Annotated in this window: 19 protein-coding genes and 1 tRNA gene; 13 read left to right on the top strand and 7 right to left on the bottom strand. The window is 53.4% G+C overall.

The features are described from left to right. From TH5_RS05530 to TH5_RS05515, 4 genes are all read right to left on the bottom strand, one after another. The gene (locus tag TH5_RS05530) at window positions 1-1,113 is read right to left on the bottom strand and encodes an ABC transporter ATP-binding protein (protein WP_114121011.1); all 1,113 of its coding nucleotides are present in this window, start codon (window positions 1,111-1,113) and stop codon (window positions 1-3) included. A gap of 4 nt (window positions 1,114-1,117) precedes the next feature. Continuing rightward, window positions 1,118-2,005, bottom strand: coding sequence for a carbohydrate ABC transporter permease (locus TH5_RS05525; protein ID WP_007089385.1), 888 nt, complete (start codon window positions 2,003-2,005; stop codon window positions 1,118-1,120). Next, window positions 1,998-2,906 (bottom strand): carbohydrate ABC transporter permease, encoded by a 909-nt coding sequence (locus TH5_RS05520; protein ID WP_007089386.1) that lies wholly within the window; start codon window positions 2,904-2,906, stop codon window positions 1,998-2,000. The genes TH5_RS05525 and TH5_RS05520 overlap by 8 nt, the downstream gene beginning before the upstream one ends. A gap of 99 nt (window positions 2,907-3,005) precedes the next feature. Continuing rightward, on the bottom strand, window positions 3,006-4,268 hold the full coding sequence (locus TH5_RS05515) for an ABC transporter substrate-binding protein (RefSeq protein ID WP_114121010.1): 1,263 nt from the start codon (window positions 4,266-4,268) through the stop codon (window positions 3,006-3,008). 569 nt (window positions 4,269-4,837) lie between these two features. Here TH5_RS05515 and TH5_RS05510 point away from each other — a divergent pair. Continuing rightward, window positions 4,838-5,635, top strand: a complete 798-nt coding sequence (locus tag TH5_RS05510) for a prephenate dehydrogenase (protein WP_114121009.1) — start codon at window positions 4,838-4,840, stop codon at window positions 5,633-5,635. 279 nt (window positions 5,636-5,914) lie between these two features. Next, window positions 5,915-6,079 (top strand): DUF1127 domain-containing protein, encoded by a 165-nt coding sequence (locus tag TH5_RS05505; RefSeq protein ID WP_007089389.1) that lies wholly within the window; start codon window positions 5,915-5,917, stop codon window positions 6,077-6,079. Between the two features lie 121 nt (window positions 6,080-6,200). Here the strand turns inward: TH5_RS05505 and TH5_RS05500 are convergent, their stop codons facing one another. Further along, complete coding sequence (locus tag TH5_RS05500) at window positions 6,201-7,775, bottom strand: cryptochrome/photolyase family protein (RefSeq protein WP_114121008.1); 1,575 nt, start codon at window positions 7,773-7,775, stop codon at window positions 6,201-6,203. Window positions 7,776-8,057: 282 nt separating this feature from the next. On the opposite strand from TH5_RS05500, the gene bfr (TH5_RS05495) reads away from it, so the two are divergent. From bfr (TH5_RS05495) to TH5_RS05475, 5 genes are all read left to right on the top strand, one after another. Next, window positions 8,058-8,534, top strand: a complete 477-nt coding sequence (bfr, locus tag TH5_RS05495) for a bacterioferritin (protein WP_062948534.1) — start codon at window positions 8,058-8,060, stop codon at window positions 8,532-8,534. A 21-nt stretch (window positions 8,535-8,555) separates the two neighbouring features. Beyond that, the gene (bfr, locus tag TH5_RS05490) at window positions 8,556-9,047 is read left to right on the top strand and encodes a bacterioferritin (protein ID WP_114121007.1); all 492 of its coding nucleotides are present in this window, start codon (window positions 8,556-8,558) and stop codon (window positions 9,045-9,047) included. Between the two features lie 178 nt (window positions 9,048-9,225). Further along, entirely contained in the window at window positions 9,226-11,712 is a 2,487-nt protein-coding gene (locus TH5_RS05485; protein ID WP_114121066.1) for a heavy metal translocating P-type ATPase, read from the top strand. After that, window positions 11,709-12,092, top strand: a complete 384-nt coding sequence (cueR, locus tag TH5_RS05480) for a Cu(I)-responsive transcriptional regulator (RefSeq protein WP_114121006.1) — start codon at window positions 11,709-11,711, stop codon at window positions 12,090-12,092. The genes TH5_RS05485 and cueR overlap by 4 nt, the downstream gene beginning before the upstream one ends. A 31-nt stretch (window positions 12,093-12,123) precedes the next feature. Beyond that, window positions 12,124-12,600, top strand: coding sequence for a c-type cytochrome (locus TH5_RS05475; RefSeq protein ID WP_208638405.1), 477 nt, complete (start codon window positions 12,124-12,126; stop codon window positions 12,598-12,600). A 54-nt stretch (window positions 12,601-12,654) separates the two neighbouring features. On the opposite strand, the gene TH5_RS05470 is transcribed toward TH5_RS05475, so the two are convergent. Continuing rightward, window positions 12,655-13,767 (bottom strand): PAS domain-containing sensor histidine kinase, encoded by a 1,113-nt coding sequence (locus tag TH5_RS05470; RefSeq protein ID WP_114121064.1) that lies wholly within the window; start codon window positions 13,765-13,767, stop codon window positions 12,655-12,657. A 39-nt stretch (window positions 13,768-13,806) separates the two neighbouring features. Continuing rightward, on the bottom strand, window positions 13,807-15,057 hold the full coding sequence (locus TH5_RS05465) for a D-amino acid dehydrogenase (protein ID WP_114121005.1): 1,251 nt from the start codon (window positions 15,055-15,057) through the stop codon (window positions 13,807-13,809). A gap of 159 nt (window positions 15,058-15,216) precedes the next feature. Between TH5_RS05465 and TH5_RS05460 the strand changes: the two genes are divergently transcribed. The 6 genes from TH5_RS05460 to clpX all read left to right on the top strand — a co-directional run bounded on the left by TH5_RS05460 (window position 15,217) and on the right by clpX (window position 22,383). Then, window positions 15,217-16,674, top strand: coding sequence for an NAD(P)H-hydrate dehydratase (locus tag TH5_RS05460; protein WP_167443472.1), 1,458 nt, complete (start codon window positions 15,217-15,219; stop codon window positions 16,672-16,674). Window positions 16,675-16,882: 208 nt separating this feature from the next. Next, window positions 16,883-18,313 carry a malonyl-CoA decarboxylase gene (locus TH5_RS05455; protein WP_114121004.1) on the top strand — a complete coding sequence of 477 codons (1,431 nt, stop codon included), beginning with the start codon at window positions 16,883-16,885 and terminating at the stop codon, window positions 18,311-18,313. A 168-nt stretch (window positions 18,314-18,481) separates the two neighbouring features. Beyond that, window positions 18,482-18,566: transfer RNA gene (locus tag TH5_RS05450), tRNA-Leu, on the top strand. A 114-nt stretch (window positions 18,567-18,680) separates the two neighbouring features. Next, the gene (gene tig, locus TH5_RS05445) at window positions 18,681-20,138 is read left to right on the top strand and encodes a trigger factor (RefSeq protein ID WP_114121003.1); all 1,458 of its coding nucleotides are present in this window, start codon (window positions 18,681-18,683) and stop codon (window positions 20,136-20,138) included. Between the two features lie 46 nt (window positions 20,139-20,184). Then, the gene (gene clpP, locus TH5_RS05440) at window positions 20,185-20,814 is read left to right on the top strand and encodes an ATP-dependent Clp endopeptidase proteolytic subunit ClpP (RefSeq protein ID WP_062948548.1); all 630 of its coding nucleotides are present in this window, start codon (window positions 20,185-20,187) and stop codon (window positions 20,812-20,814) included. A 303-nt stretch (window positions 20,815-21,117) separates the two neighbouring features. Then, a complete protein-coding gene (clpX, locus tag TH5_RS05435; protein WP_062948550.1) occupies window positions 21,118-22,383 on the top strand; it encodes an ATP-dependent Clp protease ATP-binding subunit ClpX in 1,266 nt (421 codons plus the stop codon). Window positions 22,384-22,420 lie beyond the last annotated feature (37 nt).

Genomic DNA, 22,420 nt, shown 5'->3' with positions numbered 1-22,420 from the left:
TCAGATCCGAAGTTCCGTTACCGGATCAAACAGACTGATCTGAGACATGTCGGCCGAGAATGTCATGATCTCGCCCGGTTGCGGTGCCCGGTCTGGCCGGACGCGCGCAACGATTTCCTTTCCGCCGATTTCGACAACCGTCATGGTGTCGGCACCGGTCGGCTCAATGACTTCGACCTTACAGTCGAAATTGAAATATTGGCTGCCCGGTTGGTCGGAGCCGGTACGCTTGTGCGTAAGGCCTTCCGGACGGATGCCAAAAACGACATCTTTACCGACATAGCCTTGATAGCTTTCCGGTGCATCTTTCAGCGGCAGAATGATCGGGTCGTTATCGCGTTTGATCGATACGGCCAGATTGCCATTGTCATTGATCAGGGTTGCATTGATGAAGTTCATCGACGGCGAACCGATGAAGCCGGCAACAAAAATGTTGTTCGGGCGTTCGTAGATATTCTGCGGCGTATCGAACTGCTGCAGGATGCCATCTTTCATGACCGCAATGCGCGAGGCAAGGGTCATGGCTTCGATCTGGTCGTGGGTCACGTAAACGATGGTGGCACCGAGACGCTGATGCAGTTTTTTGATCTCGGTACGCATATCGACGCGCAGCTTGGCATCAAGGTTCGAGAGCGGTTCGTCGAACAGGAAGATGTCCGGATCACGAACCAGCGCCCGGCCCATTGCAACGCGCTGGCGCTGACCACCCGAAAGCTGGGATGGCTTACGATCCAGCAGGGCTTCGATCTGCAGCAGTTTGGCAACATCGGCGACGGCCTTGTCGCGTTCTGCCGCCGAAACACCACGGATTTCAAGGCCGAAGGTGATGTTCTTGCGAACGGTCATATTCGGGTAAAGCGCGTAGGACTGGAACACCATCGCGATGTTGCGGTCCTTGGGATGCACGTCGTTGATCACGCGATCACCGATGCGGATTTCCCCGTCGCTGGAACCCTCAAGACCTGCAATCAGGTTCAGAAGGGTGGATTTGCCGCAACCCGACGGGCCGACCAGAACCAGGAACTCGCCGTCTTCAATAGCAATATTGATTTCTTTGAGAACCTCGACAGGACCGAAGGCCTTGCGAACTTTATCAAGGGTGAGTGATGCCATTTGCTTATCCCTTCACCGAACCGGCGGTCAGGCCGCGGACGAAGTATTTTCCGGCCAGAACATAAACAAGCAGGGTCGGCAGACCGGTCAGCAGAGCTGTGGCCATATCGACATTGTACTGTTTCACGCCGGTCGTGGTGTTGACGATATTGTTGAGTGCGACAGTCATCGGTGCATTGTCGCCAGAGGCGAAGGAGGCACCGAAAAGGAAGTCGTTCCAGATCTGGGTGAACTGCCAGATCACCGACACCACGATGATCGGTGTCGAAATCGGCAGAATGATACGCCAGAAAATGGTGAAGAAACCTGCGCCGTCGATGGTGGCTGCCTTCACCAGTTCATCCGGGATCGAAACATAGTAATTGCGGAAGAACAGGGTGGTGAAGCACAGGCCGTAAACGACATGCACAAGAACAAGACCGGTGGTCGAGCTGGCAAGGCCAAGTGACCCCAGAACCTGTGACATCGGCAGCAGCACAACCTGAAACGGAATGAAGCAACCAAACAGCAGCAGGGCAAAGACGATATTAGCCCCTTTAAAACGCCATTTGGTCAGGGCATATCCGTTGATCGCACCAAGGAAGGTCGAAATCAGAACCGCCGGAACCGCCATTTTGACCGAGTTCCAGAAGTAAATTTTAATGCCTGAACATTCAACGCCGACACAGGCTTCATTCCACGCATAGGTCCAGGCATCGAACGTGATGACGCGCGGCAGCGAAATGAGTGAGCCTTCCCGGATTTCATCGAGCGACTTCAACGAGGTCGAAATCATCACGAAAAGCGGGAACAGATAGTAGGCGGCAAACAGGATCAGAACGAGATATAGCAACCCGCGCAGTATGGTATGTTTCCAGCCTGCGTCGTGGCTGTAATGCTGAATATCAGCCATTTTTCTTGCCTCCGCGCAGTTCGGAATACAGATACGGCACAATGATTGCCATTACGGTCGCCAGCATCATCATGGCACTTGCGGCACCCACACCCAGCTGGTTGCGCTGGAAGGCCATCGTGTACATGAAGGTTGCTGGAAGATCGGACGAATAGCCGGGGCCGCCGCCGGTAAGTGCAATGACAAGGTCGAAGCTTTTAACGGCCAGATGGGCCAGAACAACAATGGCACTGAGGAAAACCGGACGGATCGACGGGATGATAATGCCGAAATAGATGCGGGGCAGGCTGGCACCATCCATATAGGCTGCGCGAATGATGTCCTGATCGACGCCGCGCAATGCCGCAAGGAACATTGCCATTACAAAACCCGATGCCTGCCAGACGGCTGCGATCACGACGGTATAGATCGCCATGTCCGAATTCACCAGCCAATCGAATTTGAAGCTGGTCCAGCCAAGGTCATGCATCATGCTTTCCAGACCAAGGCCCGGATTGAGAAGCCATTTCCATACGGTGCCGGTCACGATAAATGACAGCGCCATCGGATAAAGGAAAATAGTGCGAAGTACGCCTTCGGCGCGAATGCGCTGATCCAGAAGGACTGCAAGCAGGCAGCCAAGAAACAGGCAGATAACGATAAAGAGACCGCCGAAAATCAGCAGATTCTCGATGGCAACATGCCAGCGTTCCATTTGCCAGAGGCGTTCGTATTGCCGCAGACCAGCCCAATCCCAGACCGGAAGCATGCGCGATTTCGAAAACGCCATATAGCCTGTCCACAGGATGAACCCGTAGACAAAAAACAGGGACGCAGCAAAGGACGGTGCAACAACGATCTTCGAAAGATGGCGTTGGATGCTGGCCGTCAGGTTGCTTTCGGTGCTTGAAGAAGCCCCCATACCCTTTGCCTCAAACAATTAAAGTAGCGGGAATCCGGCCCCGGAAATGTCCGGGGCCGGCGCGTTGTCAGTCAATGTGACTGCACAGGTCAGATGAGATTAGTCTTTGGCCAGTTCAACTGCTTCGACAAGACGCTCGACGGCTTCGTCGGACGACATTTCGGAGTTGAAGTGGGCGGTCACGACGTCAACGATCGCACCCGAAAGGTGACCGCGAAGCGCCATGCCGTGTGCCATGGACGGCAGGAAGCCACCAGCGTCCTGTGCTGCCAGAAGGTCAGCTTCGGATTTCTTTGCGCAATCGTCGAATTTGTCGAGTGCTACACCAAGACGGGCCGGAATCGACCCCTTAAGAAGGTTGAAGGTTTCCTGGAATTTCTCACCAACGATCAGTTCTGCAAGCAGTTTCTGACCTTCGACCTTGTCATCGCCGGAAACATTGAACATCGCGAAGCTGTCAACGTTGAACAGGTAACCGTGTTCGGACGGGGTTGCCGAGCAGATGAAGTCTTTGCCCGGGACTTTACCCGCTGCAAGGAATTCGCCTTTTGCCCAGTCACCCATGATCTGCATGGCGGCATCGCCATTCATGACCATTGCAGTTGCAAGGTTCCAGTCACGGCCCGGGAAGTCGGCATCGACATAACCGCGGATTTTGCGCATCTGGTCGAACACGGCTTTCATCGTGTCGGATTTCAGCGCGTCCTCGTCGAGGTCAACCAGAGCCTGCTGGTAGAATTCCGGACCGCCAAGACCGAGAACGACGGTTTCAAAGACGGTTGCATCCTGCCACGGCTGGCCGCCATGCGCGACTGGTGTGATGCCAGCAGCTTTCAGCTTGTCGGCAAGGGCGTTGAATTCGTCCCAGGTTTTCGGCGCTTCGGTGGCACCAACTTTGGCCAGCAATTCCGGGTTTGCCCAGATCCAGTCAACACGGTGAATGTTTACCGGAACGGCAACATAGTCGCCTTCATACTTCATGACGCTCTGAATTGCCGGCGGGATCACCTTGTCCCAGCCTTCAGCTTCGGCAACGTCATTGAGATCAGCGAGTGCACCCTGTTCGGCCCAATCCTGGATCGCCGGGCCTTTAAGCTGAACGGCAGCCGGGGCATCGCCCGACAGAACACGCGAACGCAGCACGGTCATGGCTGCGTCACCGCCACCACCGGCAACCGGGCTATCAACCCATTTGCCACCATGTGCTTCGAAATCTTCTTTAAGGGCAGCTACGGCTTTGGCTTCCCCGCCCGAAGTCCACCAATGAAGGACTTCGGCAGTCGGTTCGGCATGTGCAAAGCTTGCAGTCGCGAGAGCAGAGAACGCCACACCGGTGGCGAGAATGGTTTTGCGCAGATTCATTTAAGGTTTCCTCCCTGGCTTTAAACCAATTGCAGCGACAACATGCTGCCAAGGGGAACCCTTTGCACTCACAAAACTGTAACAGGGCGTTTCCAGAATGCGAACTGAAACAAACTGTTACAAAAATGGCATTATATCTTTGGATTATATTGCGGAGCAGCAAAGATGATTAGCGTATTTCGTTGCAAGACAGTTATTCCAGTGATGCACAATTCGATCAAATCTGCTCGAATTTGTAACAGCCACTAACAAAAAGTGCAGATTCAATTTAATGCGGGACCTTCAGGCTGACCGTCATGTACGGGGCAGGAGGAGCCTTGCGTTAAATGGATATGACTTGAATTGCTGCTGCAACGTTTCCGCCTTTGATCGAAGATCTCAAGATGCCTTGACATCAAATGGCTTGGCACTATTAATCGCAGTCATGAAAAACGTTATTTGCCTGTTTGCTGATTTCTATTACGGCCCTGCCACATAAGGCGGGAGCGTTTTCTATGTTCAACCGCTGCGTCGTCGGCGGTTGATTTTAAAAGGCAGGCACCGGCATCGCAGCTCTTCGGAGACAGACGATGCCTTTTTTATTTCCAGATCATCCGACGATAGGGATTTTCGGGTTCGGCGCCTTTGGGCGTTTGACAGCCATGCATCTGGCGGATCATTTTCCGCTTTTGGTGCATGACATTAATCCGGATGCCGTTTCGGCATGTGTGTCGGCAGTAACGCCCGGAAACATTCGGGCGGCTGACAGTATAAACGTGGCGAAATGCGATATCGTCATTTTGGCTGTGCCGGTTACAGAAATGAGGGCGTTGATCACACGGATTTCACCGCATTTGCGTGCGGGAGCCATTGTTCTGGATGTCGGGTCCGTGAAAATGGAACCAGCTCGGGCAATGCTTGAGGGGCTTCCCAATCATGTGGATATTATCGGGACCCATCCGTTGTTCGGTCCGCAAAGTGCCCGGGACGGTATTGCCGGGCTCAAGATCGCGATATGTCCTGTTCGGGGCCGCAAATTCCGCCGAATTGCGGCGTTCCTGCGCCACGTTCTGCGGCTTAAGGTGTTCGTTGTTACACCAGATGAGCATGACCGCGAGGCTGCCGTCGTGCAGGGGATGACACACCTGATTGCCAAGGTCCTGGTCCGGATGGATCCGTTGCCTGTGCGCATGACAACGGCAAGCTTTGATTTGCTGTTAAAGGCCACCGAAATGGTACGTTACGATGCGCCAAGCGTTTTCTGGGCGATTGAAAATGCGAACCCTTATGCTGGTGCCGTGCGGGAACAGTTCTTTGAATTGGCAATGGGCGTGCGTGACCAACTTGCCGGTGACAAATGTGCTGTTGTCACGGTAACCGCAGAATGAGTGGGGAGGTCGTGATTGGCTATGTTGCGTTGCCGCATGTCAGATGTGCGCTGAAATATATGATTTGTTTCAATTTTTCTTCTGATCAGGGCCGTAGTTTCACAATTGAACCCATTCAATTGTGACATTTTGGAATAGATGATATGCAATCTTTGGCAGTTGAGACATATGTCACTTGGGAGCATATTGCATTACAGAAAGTGAAGTGATGAACGCGCCGACCAAAACGCGGAAGACCCGCAGGCAAGCGTTCTTATTCTTATCCCAAGGAGGTTCAACATGTTCCTGTCCAGTATTCTCGTTGCTGTTCGCCGTTGGGCCTATGCACGCTCTGTCGCGAACGAACTCTACAATCTCGACAAGCGTGACCTGGATGATGTCGGGATTTCGCACTGGCAGATCAAAGACGTAGCGCGCAAAGCTGCTCGTGACGCGATCGCTTAAGCCAGACTGAATTTCGACAGCGCCAGTTTGTAGGCAGCTGTGTAAGCAGAAGCCGGACATTTCGTCCGGCTTTTTGTTTTTCTGTCTTCTGAATATGCCGCTGTTTTTCAGATGATCCGAGCTACCACAGGCTTGGCTGATGTGATGGCTTTGGGATTTTTCCGGTATCCATCTGTGTCAGGAAATGTTCGGCCTGTTCAATTAGTGCCGTTTTACTGTTCCCATTCATACGCGACCAATTGCGATATGGCATAGCAAGGCGCGGATTTCTGCCGAGTTTATCGACATTACGATCCAGGAAGTGCCAGTAAAGTGCGTTAAAGGGGCATGCATCGGACTCTGTGTTCTTATTGGGATTGTATTGGCAAGCCGAACAGTAATCAGACATCCGGTTGATGTATTTTCCACTCGCAGCATAGGGCTTGGACGCCATTTTTCCGCCGTCGGCATAAAGTGCCATGCCAAAGGTGTTGGGAAGTTCCACCCATTCAAACGCGTCGATATAAACTGCCAGATACCATTCACCGACTTCCTTTGGGTCCAGACCCGATAGAAGCGCAAAGTTGCCAATTACCATCAATCGCTGAATGTGATGGGCGTAGGCATTGTCGAGTGTTTCGGTGATGGCCCGATGCAGGCAGTTCATTGCAACGTCACCATCCCAGAAAAAGGCGGGCAGGGGGCGCCTGCCATCAAAATAGCTGCCTTTTCCGTATTCCGGCCCCATGTGCCAGTAAAGACCACGGACATATTCACGCCAACCGAGAATCTGACGAATAAAGCCTTCGGCGGCGTTAATCGGCACATTACCGTTGCGATAGGCAACTTCGGCGGCACGGCACACTTCATCGGGAAGCAAAAGGCCAACATTGATGTAGCCGCTTAGTAGGCTATGATAAACAGTACTGCTTTTTACTGTCATCGCATCCTGATAGTCGCCAAATAGCGGCAATCGATGTTCGATAAAGTGATCAAGAGCTTCTAGTGCATCCTGTCGGGTAACCGCCCAACCGAAACTTTCATGCTTCCCACTAGCATTTGGGAAATCTTCTACAACACGTTCCAGCAATGCCTGCGTGATCGTGTCCGGTTTGAAGGTCAGGGGACTTGGCAGCCGGTGGTCATCGGGAAGACGTTCGCGATTATCGTGATCAAAATTCCATTGATCGCCGACCGGTTTTCCGTCCGGCTCCATCAATATGCCAGTCGTACGTCGCAGTTGCCGATAGAAATACTCCATACGGAGTTCCTTTCGGTTTTCAGCAAACTCCGCAAATGCCGAAAGCGGGGCAAAGAAACGATCATCTTCGCGAACATCAAGCGTGATATCAAATGTGTCGGCCCATTTTTCGACCTCGCTGAGTATTCGCCATTCACTTGGCTCCGTGACGATCACCTGTTTCACCGGGTGATGTTTCAATGCCAGTTTCAGGGCATCGGTAAAGCTATTGGTCGGCTGGTTCTCATAATCGAAATAACAAACCGCGAAACCCTTTTCACGTAATTCCTGAGCGAAATGGCGCATCGCAGACAGAATGAAGACAATTTTCTGCCTGTGATGGGCGACATAGTTTGCCTCGCTGTTCGGTTCCGCCATTACAATCAAGTCGTGATCAGGATCGGCATCCCTTAAACTTGCCAATGAAACAGACAGCTGATCACCAAGTATGAAACGGATTGATTTGATGGCAGACATTTAACGGGCGACCTCCGGCAGCGAAAATCATAATTCCGACTCGTACGCGAAAAAAGGTCCCAGAGATTGGTTGAAACAAACAAAAACAACCGAAAACGGGCGGATCGATTTTCATTCGCAATGGTTGCTGCGCGAATGATTTTTACTTGTGTGCCGTGAATTGAGAATTAGCGTAAAAATCGGCTAAATTATTGATAATGGTAATCAAAGGCGCGGTTTTCCCTTGAAAATGGGGATGGTCGATCCCACTATTCGAGCAGCCCAATCATCAGGAGTGCCACCATGAAGGGTGATCCCAAGATCATCGGTTATCTCAATCGCGTGCTGACCAACCAGTTAACGGCGATTAACCAGTATTTCCTGCATGCCCGTATGCTCCGCGACTGGGGCGTGGAAGAAATGGGCGAGTACGAATACAAACTTTCGATCAAGGAAATGAAACGTGCCGATGACACCATTGAGCGCATTCTGTTCCTTGAAGGCCTGCCCAATCTTCAGAATTTGAACAAGCTTATGATCGGCGAGAATGTCGAGGAAATCGTTTCCTGCGATATGAAGTTCGAACTGGCAAGTCTGCCGCTTCTGCGCGAGGCGATTACCGCCTGCGAAAAAGCCGAAGATTTCGTAACCCGCGATCTTCTAGTCAAATTTCTTGAAGATCAGGAAGAACATGTCGACTGGCTGGAAACAGAGCAGTGGCAGATCGAAAATGTCGGGATGCAGAATTACATTCAAAGCCGTTCTGGCGACGGCGACTAACACAGCAGGAGCTTAAACGCCATGAAGGGTAACAAGAAGGTTATCGACGCGCTGAACAAACAGCTTACGGCTGAATTGTCTGCTGCAGACCAGTACAACACCCATGCCGAGATGTATCTCGATTGGGGTTTGCATGCGCTTTATACCCGGATGCACCATGAAAAGGACGAAGAGCTCGAGCATGCAAAACGCCTGATCGAACGTATTCTGTTCCTTGAAGGTGTGCCCGATACCGCGTCGCGCAGTCCGATCAAGATCGGCAAAACCGTGCCAGAGATGATGAAAAATGATCTTGAGCACGAATATCATGTGATCGATCTTCTGAAAAAGGCGATCAAACTTGCCGAAAAGGAAGAAGATTATCAGACGCGTAATATGCTGACCACCTTGCTGGATGACAGCGAAGAAGATCATGCATATTGGCTTGAGCAGCAGATCCGTCTGATCGATATGATGGGCCTGCCGAACTATATCCAGTTCCGCGCTGTTGGTGAACCGAATCCGCACGGTTAAGGTTGCCCAACATCATTCGAAAACCCCGGCATTGTCCGGGGTTTTTTATTGTTTATCAGATGCTTGGTGGTGAATTGATAATGCACAATTAATTCGCCCGTTTTCCGCTTGACCTTCCAGTTGCTGGAAGCTCTATGGTCACCCATATCAAGTTATTGATCATGGAATGGTGACCAAAATGGATAGGCGATCAGAACCCGACATCTCCGAGACTGGTGGCAATGGTGCGCCCGGTTTGACAAAAACTGTGGGTGAAGGGGCGCGTGACGAAGTGACCCTGCAAATCGGTGGGATGAGCTGCGCATCCTGTGCTGGGCGAATTGAAAAGGCATTGGGAAAGCTGCCCGGTGTATCGTCCGTCGTGAACCTTGCGCTGAATTCTGCACATATCACCTTTGATCGTAATCAGACGTCTGTCGGGAAACTGGCCGACACCATTCGTTCTGCAGGATATTCCGTAGCGGATGAAAGCCGGTCTTTCGATATTGATGGCATGACTTGTGCCAATTGTGCGCTTCGTGTGGAAAAGGCATTGGGCAAGCTGCCCGGCATTACCGAAGCCAATGTTAATTTTGCGCTGGAACGTGCCGATATCCGTACTTTACCCGGGCAGCTTGATGATGCGGATGTCATCGCTGCTGTTGAGAAGGCTGGCTATCACGCGGTTTCACGTAACAAGTCCGATCCCGCCAACGGACAGCAAGATATCGAAAAAAACGGTTTCGATAAATCGCTTCTATGGTTGGGGGCGTCAATCATCCTGACCGCGCCGCTGGTTGCCCAGATGATCTGGATGTATCTGGGGATCAATTATCATTTGAACCCGTGGGCTGAACTGGCCCTTGCGACCCCGGTGCAGTTTCTGATCGGTTGGCGGTTCTATCGCGGTGCATGGATGGCGCTGCGTAACGCCAGTGCCAATATGGACGTGCTGGTAGCACTTGGTACATCGGCCGCCTATCTCCTGAGCCTGTATAACATGCTGGTGGCGGGGCATGACGGGCAGACCCATCTTTATTTCGAAGCATCGGCCGCGATCATCACCCTGATCCTTGCTGGCAAGATCATGGAAGAGCGCGCCAAACGCGGTGCGTCGGCGGCCATTCGTGAACTAATGGCATTGCGTCCGCGTCGGGCACGTAAACTTGATCAGGACAATGGCGAAGTTGAAATCGATATTGCCGAACTCGTTATCGGGGATATCGTTCGGGTCTTGCCCGGCGAACGGGTTCCCGTAGATGGCAAGGTTTCGGCCGGTGAAAGTGAATTGGATGAAAGTCTGATCACGGGGGAAACACGCCCCGTGGCGCGTGTGCCCGGCGATACGGTTGTCGGCGGTGCGGTCAATGGCACCGGGCGGCTTGATGTCGAAGTCACCGCAATCGGCGAAGACACAACACTGTCGCGGATCATTCGGCTGGTTGAACAGGCCCAGACCGGAAAGGCACCGGTTCAGAAACTGGTCGATAAAGTTTCCGGGATTTTTGTGCCCGTGGTCGTCTTGATTGCTTTGGTTACCTTTGGCGGATGGCTTTTATTCGGTGCCACTATGGAAGCATCTATTGTGGCCGCTGTTTCGGTTCTTGTTATTGCCTGCCCCTGTGCATTGGGGCTTGCGACACCAACCGCACTGGTGGCGGGCACGGGGGCCGCGGCGAAAAGCGGTATCCTGATCCGGAACTTCGATGCGCTGGAACAGGCACACAATGTCGATACTGTCATTTTTGATAAAACCGGCACCCTGACCGAAGGCAAGCCAACAGTTCGAGACATCAAACATGCAGAGGGCACAGATGAAGCCGGACTGCTGCGGATGGTTGCCGCCGTGCAGGCCGCAAGCGAACATCCGCTGGCGCGCGCAATCGTCAATGCCGCACGCAAACAGGAAATTAAAATTCCTGACATCACTGATTTTAACAGCAAAACCGGTGCCGGTGTTCAGGCAAAGGTCGAAGACCACAATGTCGTTATAGGCAATGAGGCAATGCTTGCCGATCTTGGTATTGGATTGCCAGATGGTGACCTTGGCAGCAAGATTGCCGATTACGAAGGGCGCGGCCAGACCGTCATTCTAGTTGCGATTGACGGCAGGTTCGCGGGGTTCATCACGCTGGAAGATCGCATTCGTGCGTCGGCTAAACAGGCGATAACCGATCTGAAAGCGCGTGGAATCAACAGCATCATGTTGTCTGGAGACGGTGAAGATGTTGCCTCCTATGTTGCAGAGCAGCTTGGTCTTGAAGAAGGCCGCGGTCGTATCCGGCCGCAGGACAAGGCGCGCGAGGTCGAAAAACTGCGCAAGGCTGGCCGTCATGTTGCCATGGTCGGCGATGGTATCAATGATGCGCCAGCCCTGGCGGCGGCGGATGTCGGTATTGCGATGGGGGGCGGTACCGATGTGGCCATGGAGACGGCGGGCATTACCCTGATGCGGTCTGACCCGGCACTTGTCGAGGGGGCAATTGATGTGTCGATCGCAACACGGCGCAAGATCGCCCAAAATCTGTTCTGGGCTTTTGCCTATAACGTCATCGGTGTTCCTTTGGCTGCATTCGGTATCCTTAGTCCCGCGATTGCCGGGGCTGCCATGGCGCTAAGCTCGGTATCGGTTGTCAGCAACTCGCTTTTGCTACGCCGGTGGAAAGTCCGCGGAGAAAAATCATGAACATTTCCGATGCATCCCGCGATAGCGGTCTTCCGGCGAAAACCATTCGTTATTACGAAGATATTGGTCTGATAAAGCCCCGCCGCCTAGGGAATGGCTATCGCGATTATAGCGACGACGATTTGCACAAACTGCGCTTTTTGCAGCGTTCCCGAGGTCTTGGCTTTTCCGTCGAGGATTGCCGGGTGTTGCTGTCGCTTTATGAGGACCGCAACCGTGCATCAGCGGATGTAAAGCAGATCGCCAAAACGCATCTGGTTGAAATCGAACGCAAGATCGCGGAATTGCAAAGCCTGCAAAGGACATTGTCGCATCTGGTTGACGCCTGCCAAGGCGACCACCGGCCACATTGCCCCATTATCAATGATCTGGCTGGGTAGCCTGTCCAGCATGAAAGAAGGACGAAGTTCGGTGAAAAAGAAGTCGATTTTCGCCATCGGCGGAGCTCTATCTGCAATCATCGTGATTGGTTTGGTCGTTTATGGTAACAGCCAGACAGAAGATGCCGGGCAGGTCCGTTTGCGGCCTGATGATTTGCAATTGGTGGCAACGGGCAAGAAAATCTATGATGCCAATTGTGCGTCCTGCCATGGTCGTGATTTCAAAGGCGAGCCAAACTGGCGCGAGCGGAGCGATGACGGGTTGTTGCCTGCGCCGCCCCATGACGAAACCGGCCATACGTGGCATCATCCGGATGACTTGCTGTTTGCATTGACCAAATATGGTCCGGCAAAAATGATCGGCGATGGCTATCAATCGGCCATGCCGGGGTTCGAGGATGTTTTGACTGACGAGGAAATCATTGCGTCGCTGTCTTATATCAAAAGCCGCTGGCCGCAGGAAATCCGGCAGCGTCATGACCAGATGAACCAATCCGCAGCCCGTTAACAAAGAAGGCCCGGCAGGATGCTGCCGGGCCTTCGTGTTCTTACACTGTCAAACCTAAACGCGTGGCAGCGTGATCCGAACCGTTGTGCCTTTCCCAAGATCGCTTTCGATGCTCAGCCGACCGCCATGCAATTCGACCAGAAGCTTCGCCAGAGGCAGACCAAGGCCTGTGCCTGCACTTTCCTTGACCCCCGAAGGATGCAATTGCGAAAAACGGGCAAGCGCGCGGGGAATGTCGTTCGGGCTCATGCCGACACCATTATCCTGTACGGCAAAGCAGATTTCATCGTCCAATACCGTTAATGTCAGCGAAATCTGACCCTTGTCCGGGGTGAACTTGGCCGCGTTGCTCAGGATATTGATCAGAATCTGTTTTAGCTTCAACCGGTCGAAGGGCATGACCAGCGGTTCTTCCGGCAAATTCAGGGTCAGTTTGTGATGCCGTTTCTTGATGTCGTCATGGACAAGCTTTGCTGCTTCGCGCGTCACGGAACCGATGTCATCCTCGGCCAGTTGCAGCGCCATCGAACCGTTTGACAGTTTGGATACATCAAGAACGTTGTTCACGAGTTCCAGAAGGTGGGTGCCGGCCTCGTGAACGTCACGGGCGCAATCGCGATAGCTTTCCGAAAGTTCTCCTAGAACACCTTCCGCAATCAGCTCGGAATTCCCGATGATGGCATTAAGCGGGGTGCGCAATTCATGCCCCATATTGGCTATGAAGTCCGATTTTGACGCATTGGCATCTGATCGGTCACGATTCTGTTCCATCAAAGTGCGTTCGGCCTGTTGCTGCCGGTCATTTTCCAGAAGCGTCATCAGGACAGCTGTGCAGGTTTCGCTTTCACGGAAATATTCCAGCGGAGCAATGGAGAGATCGCACATATGGCTTTCGTCGCTGGCATTGACCAGCACGATATCGCCGCGCCATGTCCGACCGGATGCAAATACATCATCTATGTCATTAAGAAGCCCGGCAGACAGGAAACCTGCCTTGCGCCCGATCATCCTGTCACGCGCGACACCAATCAGATTTGCCATGGCGTCATTGCATTGCAGAACCTTGCCGCTACGTTCGCAAATTACTGCGGCATAGGGCAGTGCATTCAAAACAACCTGATCTGCCAATGGCGCAGTTTCAGCGTCAAGCGGGGAGTCTGTGGTCATGTCGGCCCCTGGTCCCATCGTTATCCAGTAATCAATCGTTTAAAAACGGTCGATGCCCAGTCCGAGAAGCGAGATGTCAGGTGTGCGACCGTCGATAAGATCGGCAACCGCCTTTCCAGAACCACAACTCATGGTCCACCCCAATGTCCCGTGCCCCGTATTAAGGTACAGATTATCATATTTGGTATCACTAATAACAGGGGCAGAATCCGGGGTTACGGGACGCAGTCCCGACCAGAACTCGATTGTCGAACGATCACCGGAATTTGGAAACAATTCGAATGCCTTATCGGCAATCATCTTTTGGCGGCGTTCCGACATTCTGAGGTTGTAGCCGTCCAGTTCTGCCGTCCCCGCGGCCCGAAGCCGGTTCCCAAGACGCGAATAGACCATCTTTACACTGTCGTCGATCAGGGCCACCTGCGGGGCACCGTTATATCCGGTGGTATCGATGCTTATAGAATATCCCTTGCACGGGTAAACTGGCAAATGGATGCCAATGGGCTTTAAAAGAAGCGGGCTGTAGCTGCCCAGACACATCAGGTAGCTATCACCGGAAATATCGCCCTGATCCGTGCTGACGGCGGTAATGCGCCCCTGATCCTGTTTCAGTCCGGTGACGATGGTATCGAGTTTGAATACTGCACCCCGTTGACGGCACCGGTCCGCCAGAAGTTCGGTAAATTTGCGTGCATCGCCGCTTTCATCGTCGGGCGTAAAACTGCCGCCGATGATTTTGGCGTTGCTATCGCGCAATGCCGGTTCGATTTCAAGGCATTCCTCGGCGCTGACCATGCGGCGGTTCAGGCCGAATTCCTGCATCTGGCGTGTTGCCTTCTCAACCGTTGCCAGCTCGTTCTCGTTGCGGCAGACGTGGAGGATACCCTGTTCAAGGTGATCATATTCAAGGCCAAGTGTACTGCGCAGATCTTTCAGGCAGGCGCGGCTGTATGTCGCGACGCGCAGTGCCTTTTCCAGATTCACGCGTGCACGTTCGTCGGTACAATTGCGCAGGAACCGCAGGCCCCATGAAAACAATTGCGGGTCCCAGCGCATGCGGAACAGAAGCGGCGCTTCTTCGCGGCCAAGCCATTTCAGAATTTGTGCCGGGGTATGTTCATTTGCCCAAGGGGTCGCATGGCAGGCGGAAATTTGCCCGCCATTGGCGAAGCTTGTTTCCTGTCCGGCGGCGTGCTGTCGGTCGATGACCGTAACCTGATGGCCGTTTTCCAAAAGATACCAGGCCGCCGTCGTCCCGATGACTCCAGCGCCCATCACGACAACATGCATGCCGGAAAAGCCTCGTTGCGGATCGTTAAGTACGCGTTAGTCTCTGACTCGCGATTGCGTTTGCAATATACTGATCGGGAAAACAAATAGCTACCGGTGTCTGTCCGATTTCCCGATGATCGGATTGCGATAACACTGAAGCGAATGTCACAGGTGAAAATGTTCGAAATCCTTACCACCGAACAGATGTATGAAGCCGACCGCAAAACCATCGAAGCCGGAACGACTGGCGATGCTCTGATGGAAAATGCCGGTGCGGCCGTTGTCGCAGAAATCGTATCGCGCTGGACGCCGAGTTCGGTAACGGTGCTATGTGGTCCGGGCAATAACGGCAGTGACGGATTTGTTATTGCCCGTCTGTTACGTCATGCTGGTTGGTCGGTGCGGTTAGGGTTGCTGTGTGATGCTGACAAGCTTACCGGCGATGCCGCATTGAATGCCGGGCGTTGGGACGGTGCTGTCGAGAGGCTTTCGCCTGCATTGCTGGTCGGGGCTGACCTGATTGTTGATTGCCTGTTTGGTGCGGGGCTGGCCCGATCAATCGAAGGTGAGCTTGCTGAACTGGTTTGTGCCGTAAATGCCTGTGGCGTGCCGGTTATTGCCGTCGATGTGCCAAGCGGTGTGGATGGTAACAGCGGTGAAGTGCGCGGCGTATCGATCAAGGCGGACGTAACCGTGACATTCTGTCGTCCAAAACCCGGGCATCATTTGTTGCCCGGTCGTATTCTGTGCGGGCAGGTAGTTGTGCGTGATATCGGCATAACCAATCAGACCATCCGCGATATCCGTCCGTCTTTGATGCGGAACGAGCCCGGTATCTGGCTGGCAGGCATACATTGGCCAAGTGTTGACGGACACAAATATCATCGTGGTCATCTGCTGGTGGTGGGTGGGGCATCCATGACCGGGGCAGGGCGACTGGTAGCACGTGCGGCACGACGTGCCGGGGCAGGGTTGCTTACGGTCGTCGCCGATCCTTCGGCCCTTCCGGTTTATGCGGTTGACAGCCCGGGTATCATGACAGCCCCGATTGCCAGTCTGGATGATCTTTTAAAGGATTGTCGTCACAATGCGCTGGTCATCGGGCCGGGATTTGGTGTCGGCGATGAAACATGCAGCCGTATCATTCCGTTGCTGCATTATTGTCGTTGCACGGTTTTGGATGCGGATGCGCTGACAAGCTTTGCCGAACAACCCAGTACGTTGTTTTTTGCCATTCAGGGGCCCACGGTCCTGACACCGCACGAAGGCGAATTTGCGCGGCTATTCCCTGATATCGAAGGAGACAAGCTAAGTCGTGCACGTGCCGCTGCCAAGCGAAGCGGCGCAACTGTCCTGATCAAGGGGGGCGATACGGTAATTGCCGCCCCTGATGGCCGGGCGGCAATCAATGCGATTGAAGCGCCGTGGCTGGCAACGGCTGGGTCGGGCGATGTTCTTGCGGGGATTATTGGCGGGCTGATGGCGCAGGGCATGGAAATGTTCGATGCCGCCTGCATGGGGGTGTGGCTTCATGCCCGCGCCGGGGCCGATCTTGGCCCAGGGCTGATTGCCGAGGATATCCCGGAACATCTTCCGGTTTTGCTGGGCGAACTTTGGCACGCATTGCCCAAATGATTTAACAGATCGAACACAAATGGTCTGTCTTCCTTTCATTAAGATGGGATTGGATCGATGGCTGGCGGAATATCGGCGCGATCACAATATGAATGGCAGTGGATGTTGCCCAAAAGGGGCCGCAAACAAAATAATGTGAAACGCCAAGGCTGTTGCAAATAGGCGGCGGTTCGGCACGGAGCCGGCGCAACAGGTTTTGGAGAACGGGATGTCGCAGACCTTTCTGGATAGAACGCTTGATAACCTGCGTTCTGCATGGCGCGAATTGCGCGACAGCACGGTCGCGCGCGGGCTTGGTTTTGATGAAAACGAGAACCGCAAGGAAAGATGGCGCAACCAGATAGAAGCCTGTCTGGCACGGCGTGGTGGTGCGGTTTCGGCACGTGCACGGGCGGCGACTTTGGGGCATGACTTTTTGCGGCTTGATGAAGCCGGAAAAAAGGAGTTCCTGCACCTTCTGATCGCCGAATTTGATGTTGACCGGGACCGGGTTTCGGACGTTGTTGCCGATTGGACGGCGGCAGATGATGTCGCCGAACGTGCATTGCTAGAAGCAGAGTTACGTACAGCATTGGTGCCGCCATTCCGGTCATTGCTGAAAGAATTCAATTCATTACCCCAAGGCGTTAAATTTCTGGTCGATCTTCGTGCTGATCTTTTGCGATGGCGCCGCGAAGCGCCGGGGCTTGGCATTCTTGAACGTGATCTGAAGACATTGCTGGCAGGCTGGTTTGACATCGGCTTTCTCGAGCTGTCGCGAATTACCTGGAATTCGCCAGCCGCACTGCTTGAAAAACTTATCGCCTATGAAGCCGTTCACGCGATCAAAAGCTGGGATGATCTTAAGGGGCGTCTCGAACCGGATCGCCGGTGCTTTGCGTTTTTCCATCCCGGCATGCCAGATGAACCACTGATTTTTGTCGAGGTTGCACTGGTCAACGGGATTGCAGGCAGTGTCGACGATCTGATCAACCGGGACGAAGACGCGGTCGATCCCGGGCACGCCGATACAGCAATCTTTTATTCGATCTCGAACGCGCAGGCCGGTCTGGCCGGGATCAGTTTTGGTGATTTCCTGATCAAGCGGGTGGTCGCAGAATTACAGCGTGACCTGCCGAACCTTAAACAGTTCAGTACCCTGTCTCCGATTCCGGGATTCCGGTCATGGATGCAAAAACAGGTCGACGCGCGCAATCGTGGCGAAGTGACCGGTTTACCAGCAATTGCGGGAGCAAGTGCAACAGTCAGGGCGAATAGGGGACTTCCTGTTCATATCGAAGCGGCGATTACCGACTGCGAAGACCTGTTTGAACCGCAACCGTCTGCGGAGCGGCCCGAACAGGTAAGCCCGGAAACCCGCGAGGCGCTAGAGCAGTTATGTTGCTGGTATCTTCTGAATGCACGGCGTCCTGATAGCGGGACTGCCTTTGACCCGGTTGCGCATTTTCATCTGACCAACGGCGCGCGTGTGGAGCGGTTGAACTGGCTTGGCAATGGAAACGAAGCCGGTTGGCAGCAGTCTTTTGGCATGATGGTCAACTATCTTTACGATCTTGCCGATATCGAAAAGAACCATGAAAGCTATGTCGGGCAGGGTAGAATAGCCGCTTCGGGGGCGGTAAAGCGCCTTGCACGATAGTTTTTTGCACCTTCAAAGAACCTTGTGAAACGCAGAAATCCAGCCTGCCGGAAATTAAATTCAGGCCTGAATGCATCTGTCTAAAAGGCGATGCTTGCATGAGGTGATCGAAGTTTGTATTAAGGCGCACCCACACCGGTACTTCCGGTGTGTTTGGTATGCTTGTGTGCGGGCGTGGCGGAACTGGTAGACGCGCTGGATTTAGGTTCCAGTGGAGCAATCCGTGGGGGTTCGAGTCCCTTCGCCCGTACCATAAGCTGACCATAAATTAAGACCAGGATGCATATTCGTTTAGTCATATTGACTTTCTGACGTCCGGACTGCGTCGCGTAACGGACATTATTCGAACCAAGCAAAAGAGTTATCTATGCAGGTTACTGAAACCAAAAACGAAGGCCTGGCGCGCGAGTTCAAAGTCGTTGTGCCCGCCGCTCAGATCGAAGAAAAAGTCGTCGCCAAACTTGACGAGATCAAAGACCAGGTTCGCCTTCCGGGCTTCCGTCCGGGCAAAGTACCGGCGAAACTGCTGCGCCAGCGCTATGGCCAGGCTGTCATGGGTGAAGTCCTCGAAGCCGCTGTAAACGAAAACACCGGCAAGGTTCTTAACGATAATGACCTGCGCCCGGCCGTTCAGCCGAAAATCGAAGTCACCTCGTTTGACGAAGGCAAGGACCTTGAGTTCGACATTTCTGTCGAAGTCATCCCGGCCATCGAACCGATGGACTTCAAAAAGCTGAAGCTGACCCGCGAAGTCGTTGAACTTGACGATGCGAAAGTCAACGAAACGCTTGACCGTATTGCAGCAGCACAGGGAACCACCGAGCCGCTCGCACGCAAGCGCAAGTCGAAAGCCGGTGACGTTGTCGTCATCGATTTCCTTGGCAAAATCGGCGGCGAAGCTTTCGAAGGCGGTAAAGCCGAAGATTACGAACTCGAACTCGGTTCAGGCTCGTTCATCGAAGGTTTCGAAGACCAGCTGACCGGTGTGAATGCCGGTGATGAAGTTGTCGTCAAGGTGAAATTCCCGGAAGCCTACGGTGCGGCTGAACTTGCTGGCAAAGATGCCGAGTTCGACGTAACCGTCAAGGAAATCAAGGAAAAGAAACCGGCTGCTCTTGACGATGAACTCGCCAAGAAACTCGGCCAGGAAAGCTTTGATGCTCTCAAAGACGCAATCCGCAAGGATTATGGCCGCGAGTACGAATCGGTTGCCCGCCAAAAACTGAAACGTCAGCTGCTTGACGCGTTGGCTGAAAACCACAGCTTCGAGCTGCCGATCAGCCTGGTCGAGAACGAGCTGGAAGGCATCATCGCCCAGATCAAACAGGCGCGTGAAGCCGGTCAGGAAGACGACGAAACCAAAGGCAAGTCCGAAGAAGAACTGACCGCCGAGTTCCGCGAAATCGCAGAACGCCGTGTTCTTCTTGGTCTGTTGCTGGCAGAAGTTGGCCGTAAAAACGAAATCCAGGTTACCCAGGAAGACGTGAACAAGGTCCTTGTTGCCGAAGCCCAGAAATACCCGGGTCAGGAACAGCAGGTTATTGAATTCTATAAAAATAACCCGCAGGCCTTGCAGGCGCTTCAGGGCCCTGTATATGAAGACAAGGTCGTGGATTTCATCGTCGAACTCGCCAAGGTAGAAGACAAGACCGTTTCGGTCGAAGACCTTCTGAAGCCGGAAGAGGAAGACGAAGCTCCGAAGAAGAAATCGGCTGCCAAAAAGGCGCCGGCTAAAAAAGCTGCAGACAAAGAGGCTCCGGCCAAGAAAGCTGCTGCAAAGAAGCCGGCCGCCAAGAAAAAGGCCGATAAATCGGAAGAGAAGTAATCCGTCCGACATACCGGTTTAGGATGCAGCAAGGAGATTGCAGTCGATGATTGAAGCACAGATGAACTCGCTCGTGCCGATGGTGGTTGAACAGACCAGCCGTGGTGAACGGGCCTACGACATCTTTTCCCGTCTTCTCAAGGAGCGGATTGTCTTCATCAACGGCCAGGTTCATGACGGCATGTCGTCACTGATCTGCGCGCAGTTGCTGCATCTCGAATCGGAAAACCCGGACAAGGATATCTCGCTTTACATCAACTCCCCGGGCGGGGTTGTGACGTCGGGTCTGGCGATCTATGACACCATGCAGTACATCCGTTGCGATGTTTCCACGGTGTGCATGGGGCAGGCGGCTTCCATGGGGTCGCTGTTGCTGATGGCCGGTGCAAAGGGCAAGCGTTACTGCCTGCCGAATGCGCGCGTCATGATTCACCAGCCGTCCGGTGGGTTCCAGGGCCAAGCATCGGATATCGAAATCCATGCCCGCGAAATTCTGGCATTGCGTCAGCGTCTTAACGAGATCTATGTCGAGCATACCGGCCGTGATCTCAAGACGATTGAAGACGCGATGGAGCGTGATAACTTCCTTACCCCGGATCAGGCCAAGGAGTTTGGTTTGATTGACGAGGTGGTTACGTCGCGTCCGAAACCGGATTCTGATGCGAAAAAAGATTGATCGTTTGATAACGATCCGATGAAAACGCCCCGGTGTTTTGCCGGGGCGTTTTTTTTATGGCTTGCGCACATTCATCCTCTGGTCATAGACAGGAGGTATAAGTAGGTTCTGTGACATTGTTTGGAACATGCGAAATTCCATAACGTTCAGGTGATAATGAACAGGGGTTTCGCATCCTTGGGTGCGCTCCCATATCAAACATGTGGCCATATGGCCGATAAGCGCAGATTAAACGTTGAGATCGGTATCGTTTACCGGCTAACATGGCGATAAAAGATAACGTCAAACGTAATTGGGGTTTGTATGAGCAAATCGAATAGCGGGGACTCCAAGAACACTCTGTATTGTTCTTTCTGTGGAAAGAGCCAGCACGAGGTTCGCAAGCTCATCGCCGGTCCAACCGTATTCATCTGTGATGAATGCGTAGAGCTTTGCATGGACATCATCCGCGAAGAGCACAAAACCCATCTCGTCAAATCGGCTGACGGGGTGCCTTCTCCGCAAGAGATTTGCAAGGTTCTTGACGATTATGTAATCGGTCAGGGCCATGCGAAGAAAGTTCTCTCTGTCGCGGTTCACAACCACTACAAACGCCTGCATCACGCCAGCAAGAACGAGGATATCGAACTTGCCAAGTCGAACATCATGCTGGTTGGTCCGACCGGCTGTGGTAAGACGCTTCTGGCGCAGACGCTTGCGCGCATCCTTGATGTGCCTTTCACCATGGCAGACGCCACGACGCTTACCGAGGCAGGTTATGTCGGTGAGGATGTCGAAAACATCATTCTCAAGCTGCTTCAGGCAGCGGACTACAATGTCGAACGTGCGCAGCGCGGCATCGTCTATATTGACGAAGTCGACAAGATTTCGCGCAAGTCCGACAACCCTTCGATCACCCGTGACGTGTCGGGTGAGGGTGTGCAGCAGGCCCTTCTGAAGATCATGGAAGGTACGGTTGCATCGGTTCCGCCGCAGGGCGGCCGCAAGCACCCGCAGCAGGAATTCCTGCAGGTCGATACCACCAACATCCTTTTCATCGTTGGCGGTGCCTTCGCTGGCCTGGACAAGGTGATTTCGCAGCGTGGCAAGGGCAGTGCGATTGGTTTCGGTGCGGATGTCCGCAGCCCTGAAGACCGTCGTACAGGCGAAGTCCTGCGTGAAGTGGAACCCGAAGACCTGCTGAAATTCGGTCTTATTCCGGAATTCATCGGCCGTCTGCCGGTTCTGGCAACGCTTGAAGACCTCGACGAGGATGCGCTGGTCAAGATTCTGACCGAGCCGAAAAATGCGCTTATCAAGCAGTATCAGCGTCTGTTCGATATGGAAGACGTGAAACTGACCTTCCAGCCTGATGCGCTGGTGGCGATCGCCAAAAAGGCGATCGAGCGTAAAACCGGTGCGCGTGGCCTGCGTTCGATCATGGAGGGCATCCTGCTTGATACCATGTTCGATCTGCCGACCCTTGAGAGCGTCGAGGAAATCGTGATCAACCGTGACGTCGTCGAAGGAAAGGCAAAACCGTTGCTGATCCATGCCGAACGACGTGAAGGTGTCGAGCACAGTGCCTGATTTCTGATCCCGCACCGGCATCCTATTGCGGTGCGGG

It is taken from the genome of Thalassospira xianhensis MCCC 1A02616 (genome assembly GCF_003326475.1).
Classification (GTDB): Bacteria; Pseudomonadota; Alphaproteobacteria; order Rhodospirillales; family Thalassospiraceae; genus Thalassospira; species Thalassospira xianhensis.
Note: the sequence above shows the minus strand (reverse complement) of the source record. Positions and strands in the feature narration are given on the sequence as shown.

Coding starts and splice junctions, on each gene's coding strand:
- TH5_RS05530 (WP_114121011.1), bottom strand. CDS start 1,113: ATGGCATCACTCACCCTTGATAAAGTTCGCAAGGCCTTCGGTCCTGTC.
- TH5_RS05525 (WP_007089385.1), bottom strand. CDS start 2,005: ATGGCTGATATTCAGCATTACAGCCACGACGCAGGCTGGAAACATACC.
- TH5_RS05520 (WP_007089386.1), bottom strand. CDS start 2,906: ATGGGGGCTTCTTCAAGCACCGAAAGCAACCTGACGGCCAGCATCCAA.
- TH5_RS05515 (WP_114121010.1), bottom strand. CDS start 4,268: ATGAATCTGCGCAAAACCATTCTCGCCACCGGTGTGGCGTTCTCTGCT.
- TH5_RS05510 (WP_114121009.1), top strand. CDS start 4,838: ATGCCTTTTTTATTTCCAGATCATCCGACGATAGGGATTTTCGGGTTC.
- TH5_RS05505 (WP_007089389.1), top strand. CDS start 5,915: ATGTTCCTGTCCAGTATTCTCGTTGCTGTTCGCCGTTGGGCCTATGCA.
- TH5_RS05500 (WP_114121008.1), bottom strand. CDS start 7,775: ATGTCTGCCATCAAATCAATCCGTTTCATACTTGGTGATCAGCTGTCT.
- bfr (WP_062948534.1), top strand. CDS start 8,058: ATGAAGGGTGATCCCAAGATCATCGGTTATCTCAATCGCGTGCTGACC.
- bfr (WP_114121007.1), top strand. CDS start 8,556: ATGAAGGGTAACAAGAAGGTTATCGACGCGCTGAACAAACAGCTTACG.
- TH5_RS05485 (WP_114121066.1), top strand. CDS start 9,226: ATGGATAGGCGATCAGAACCCGACATCTCCGAGACTGGTGGCAATGGT.
- cueR (WP_114121006.1), top strand. CDS start 11,709: ATGAACATTTCCGATGCATCCCGCGATAGCGGTCTTCCGGCGAAAACC.
- TH5_RS05470 (WP_114121064.1), bottom strand. CDS start 13,767: ATGACCACAGACTCCCCGCTTGACGCTGAAACTGCGCCATTGGCAGAT.
- TH5_RS05465 (WP_114121005.1), bottom strand. CDS start 15,057: ATGCATGTTGTCGTGATGGGCGCTGGAGTCATCGGGACGACGGCGGCC.
- TH5_RS05460 (WP_167443472.1), top strand. CDS start 15,217: ATGTTCGAAATCCTTACCACCGAACAGATGTATGAAGCCGACCGCAAA.
- TH5_RS05455 (WP_114121004.1), top strand. CDS start 16,883: ATGTCGCAGACCTTTCTGGATAGAACGCTTGATAACCTGCGTTCTGCA.
- tig (WP_114121003.1), top strand. CDS start 18,681: ATGCAGGTTACTGAAACCAAAAACGAAGGCCTGGCGCGCGAGTTCAAA.
- clpP (WP_062948548.1), top strand. CDS start 20,185: ATGATTGAAGCACAGATGAACTCGCTCGTGCCGATGGTGGTTGAACAG.
- clpX (WP_062948550.1), top strand. CDS start 21,118: ATGAGCAAATCGAATAGCGGGGACTCCAAGAACACTCTGTATTGTTCT.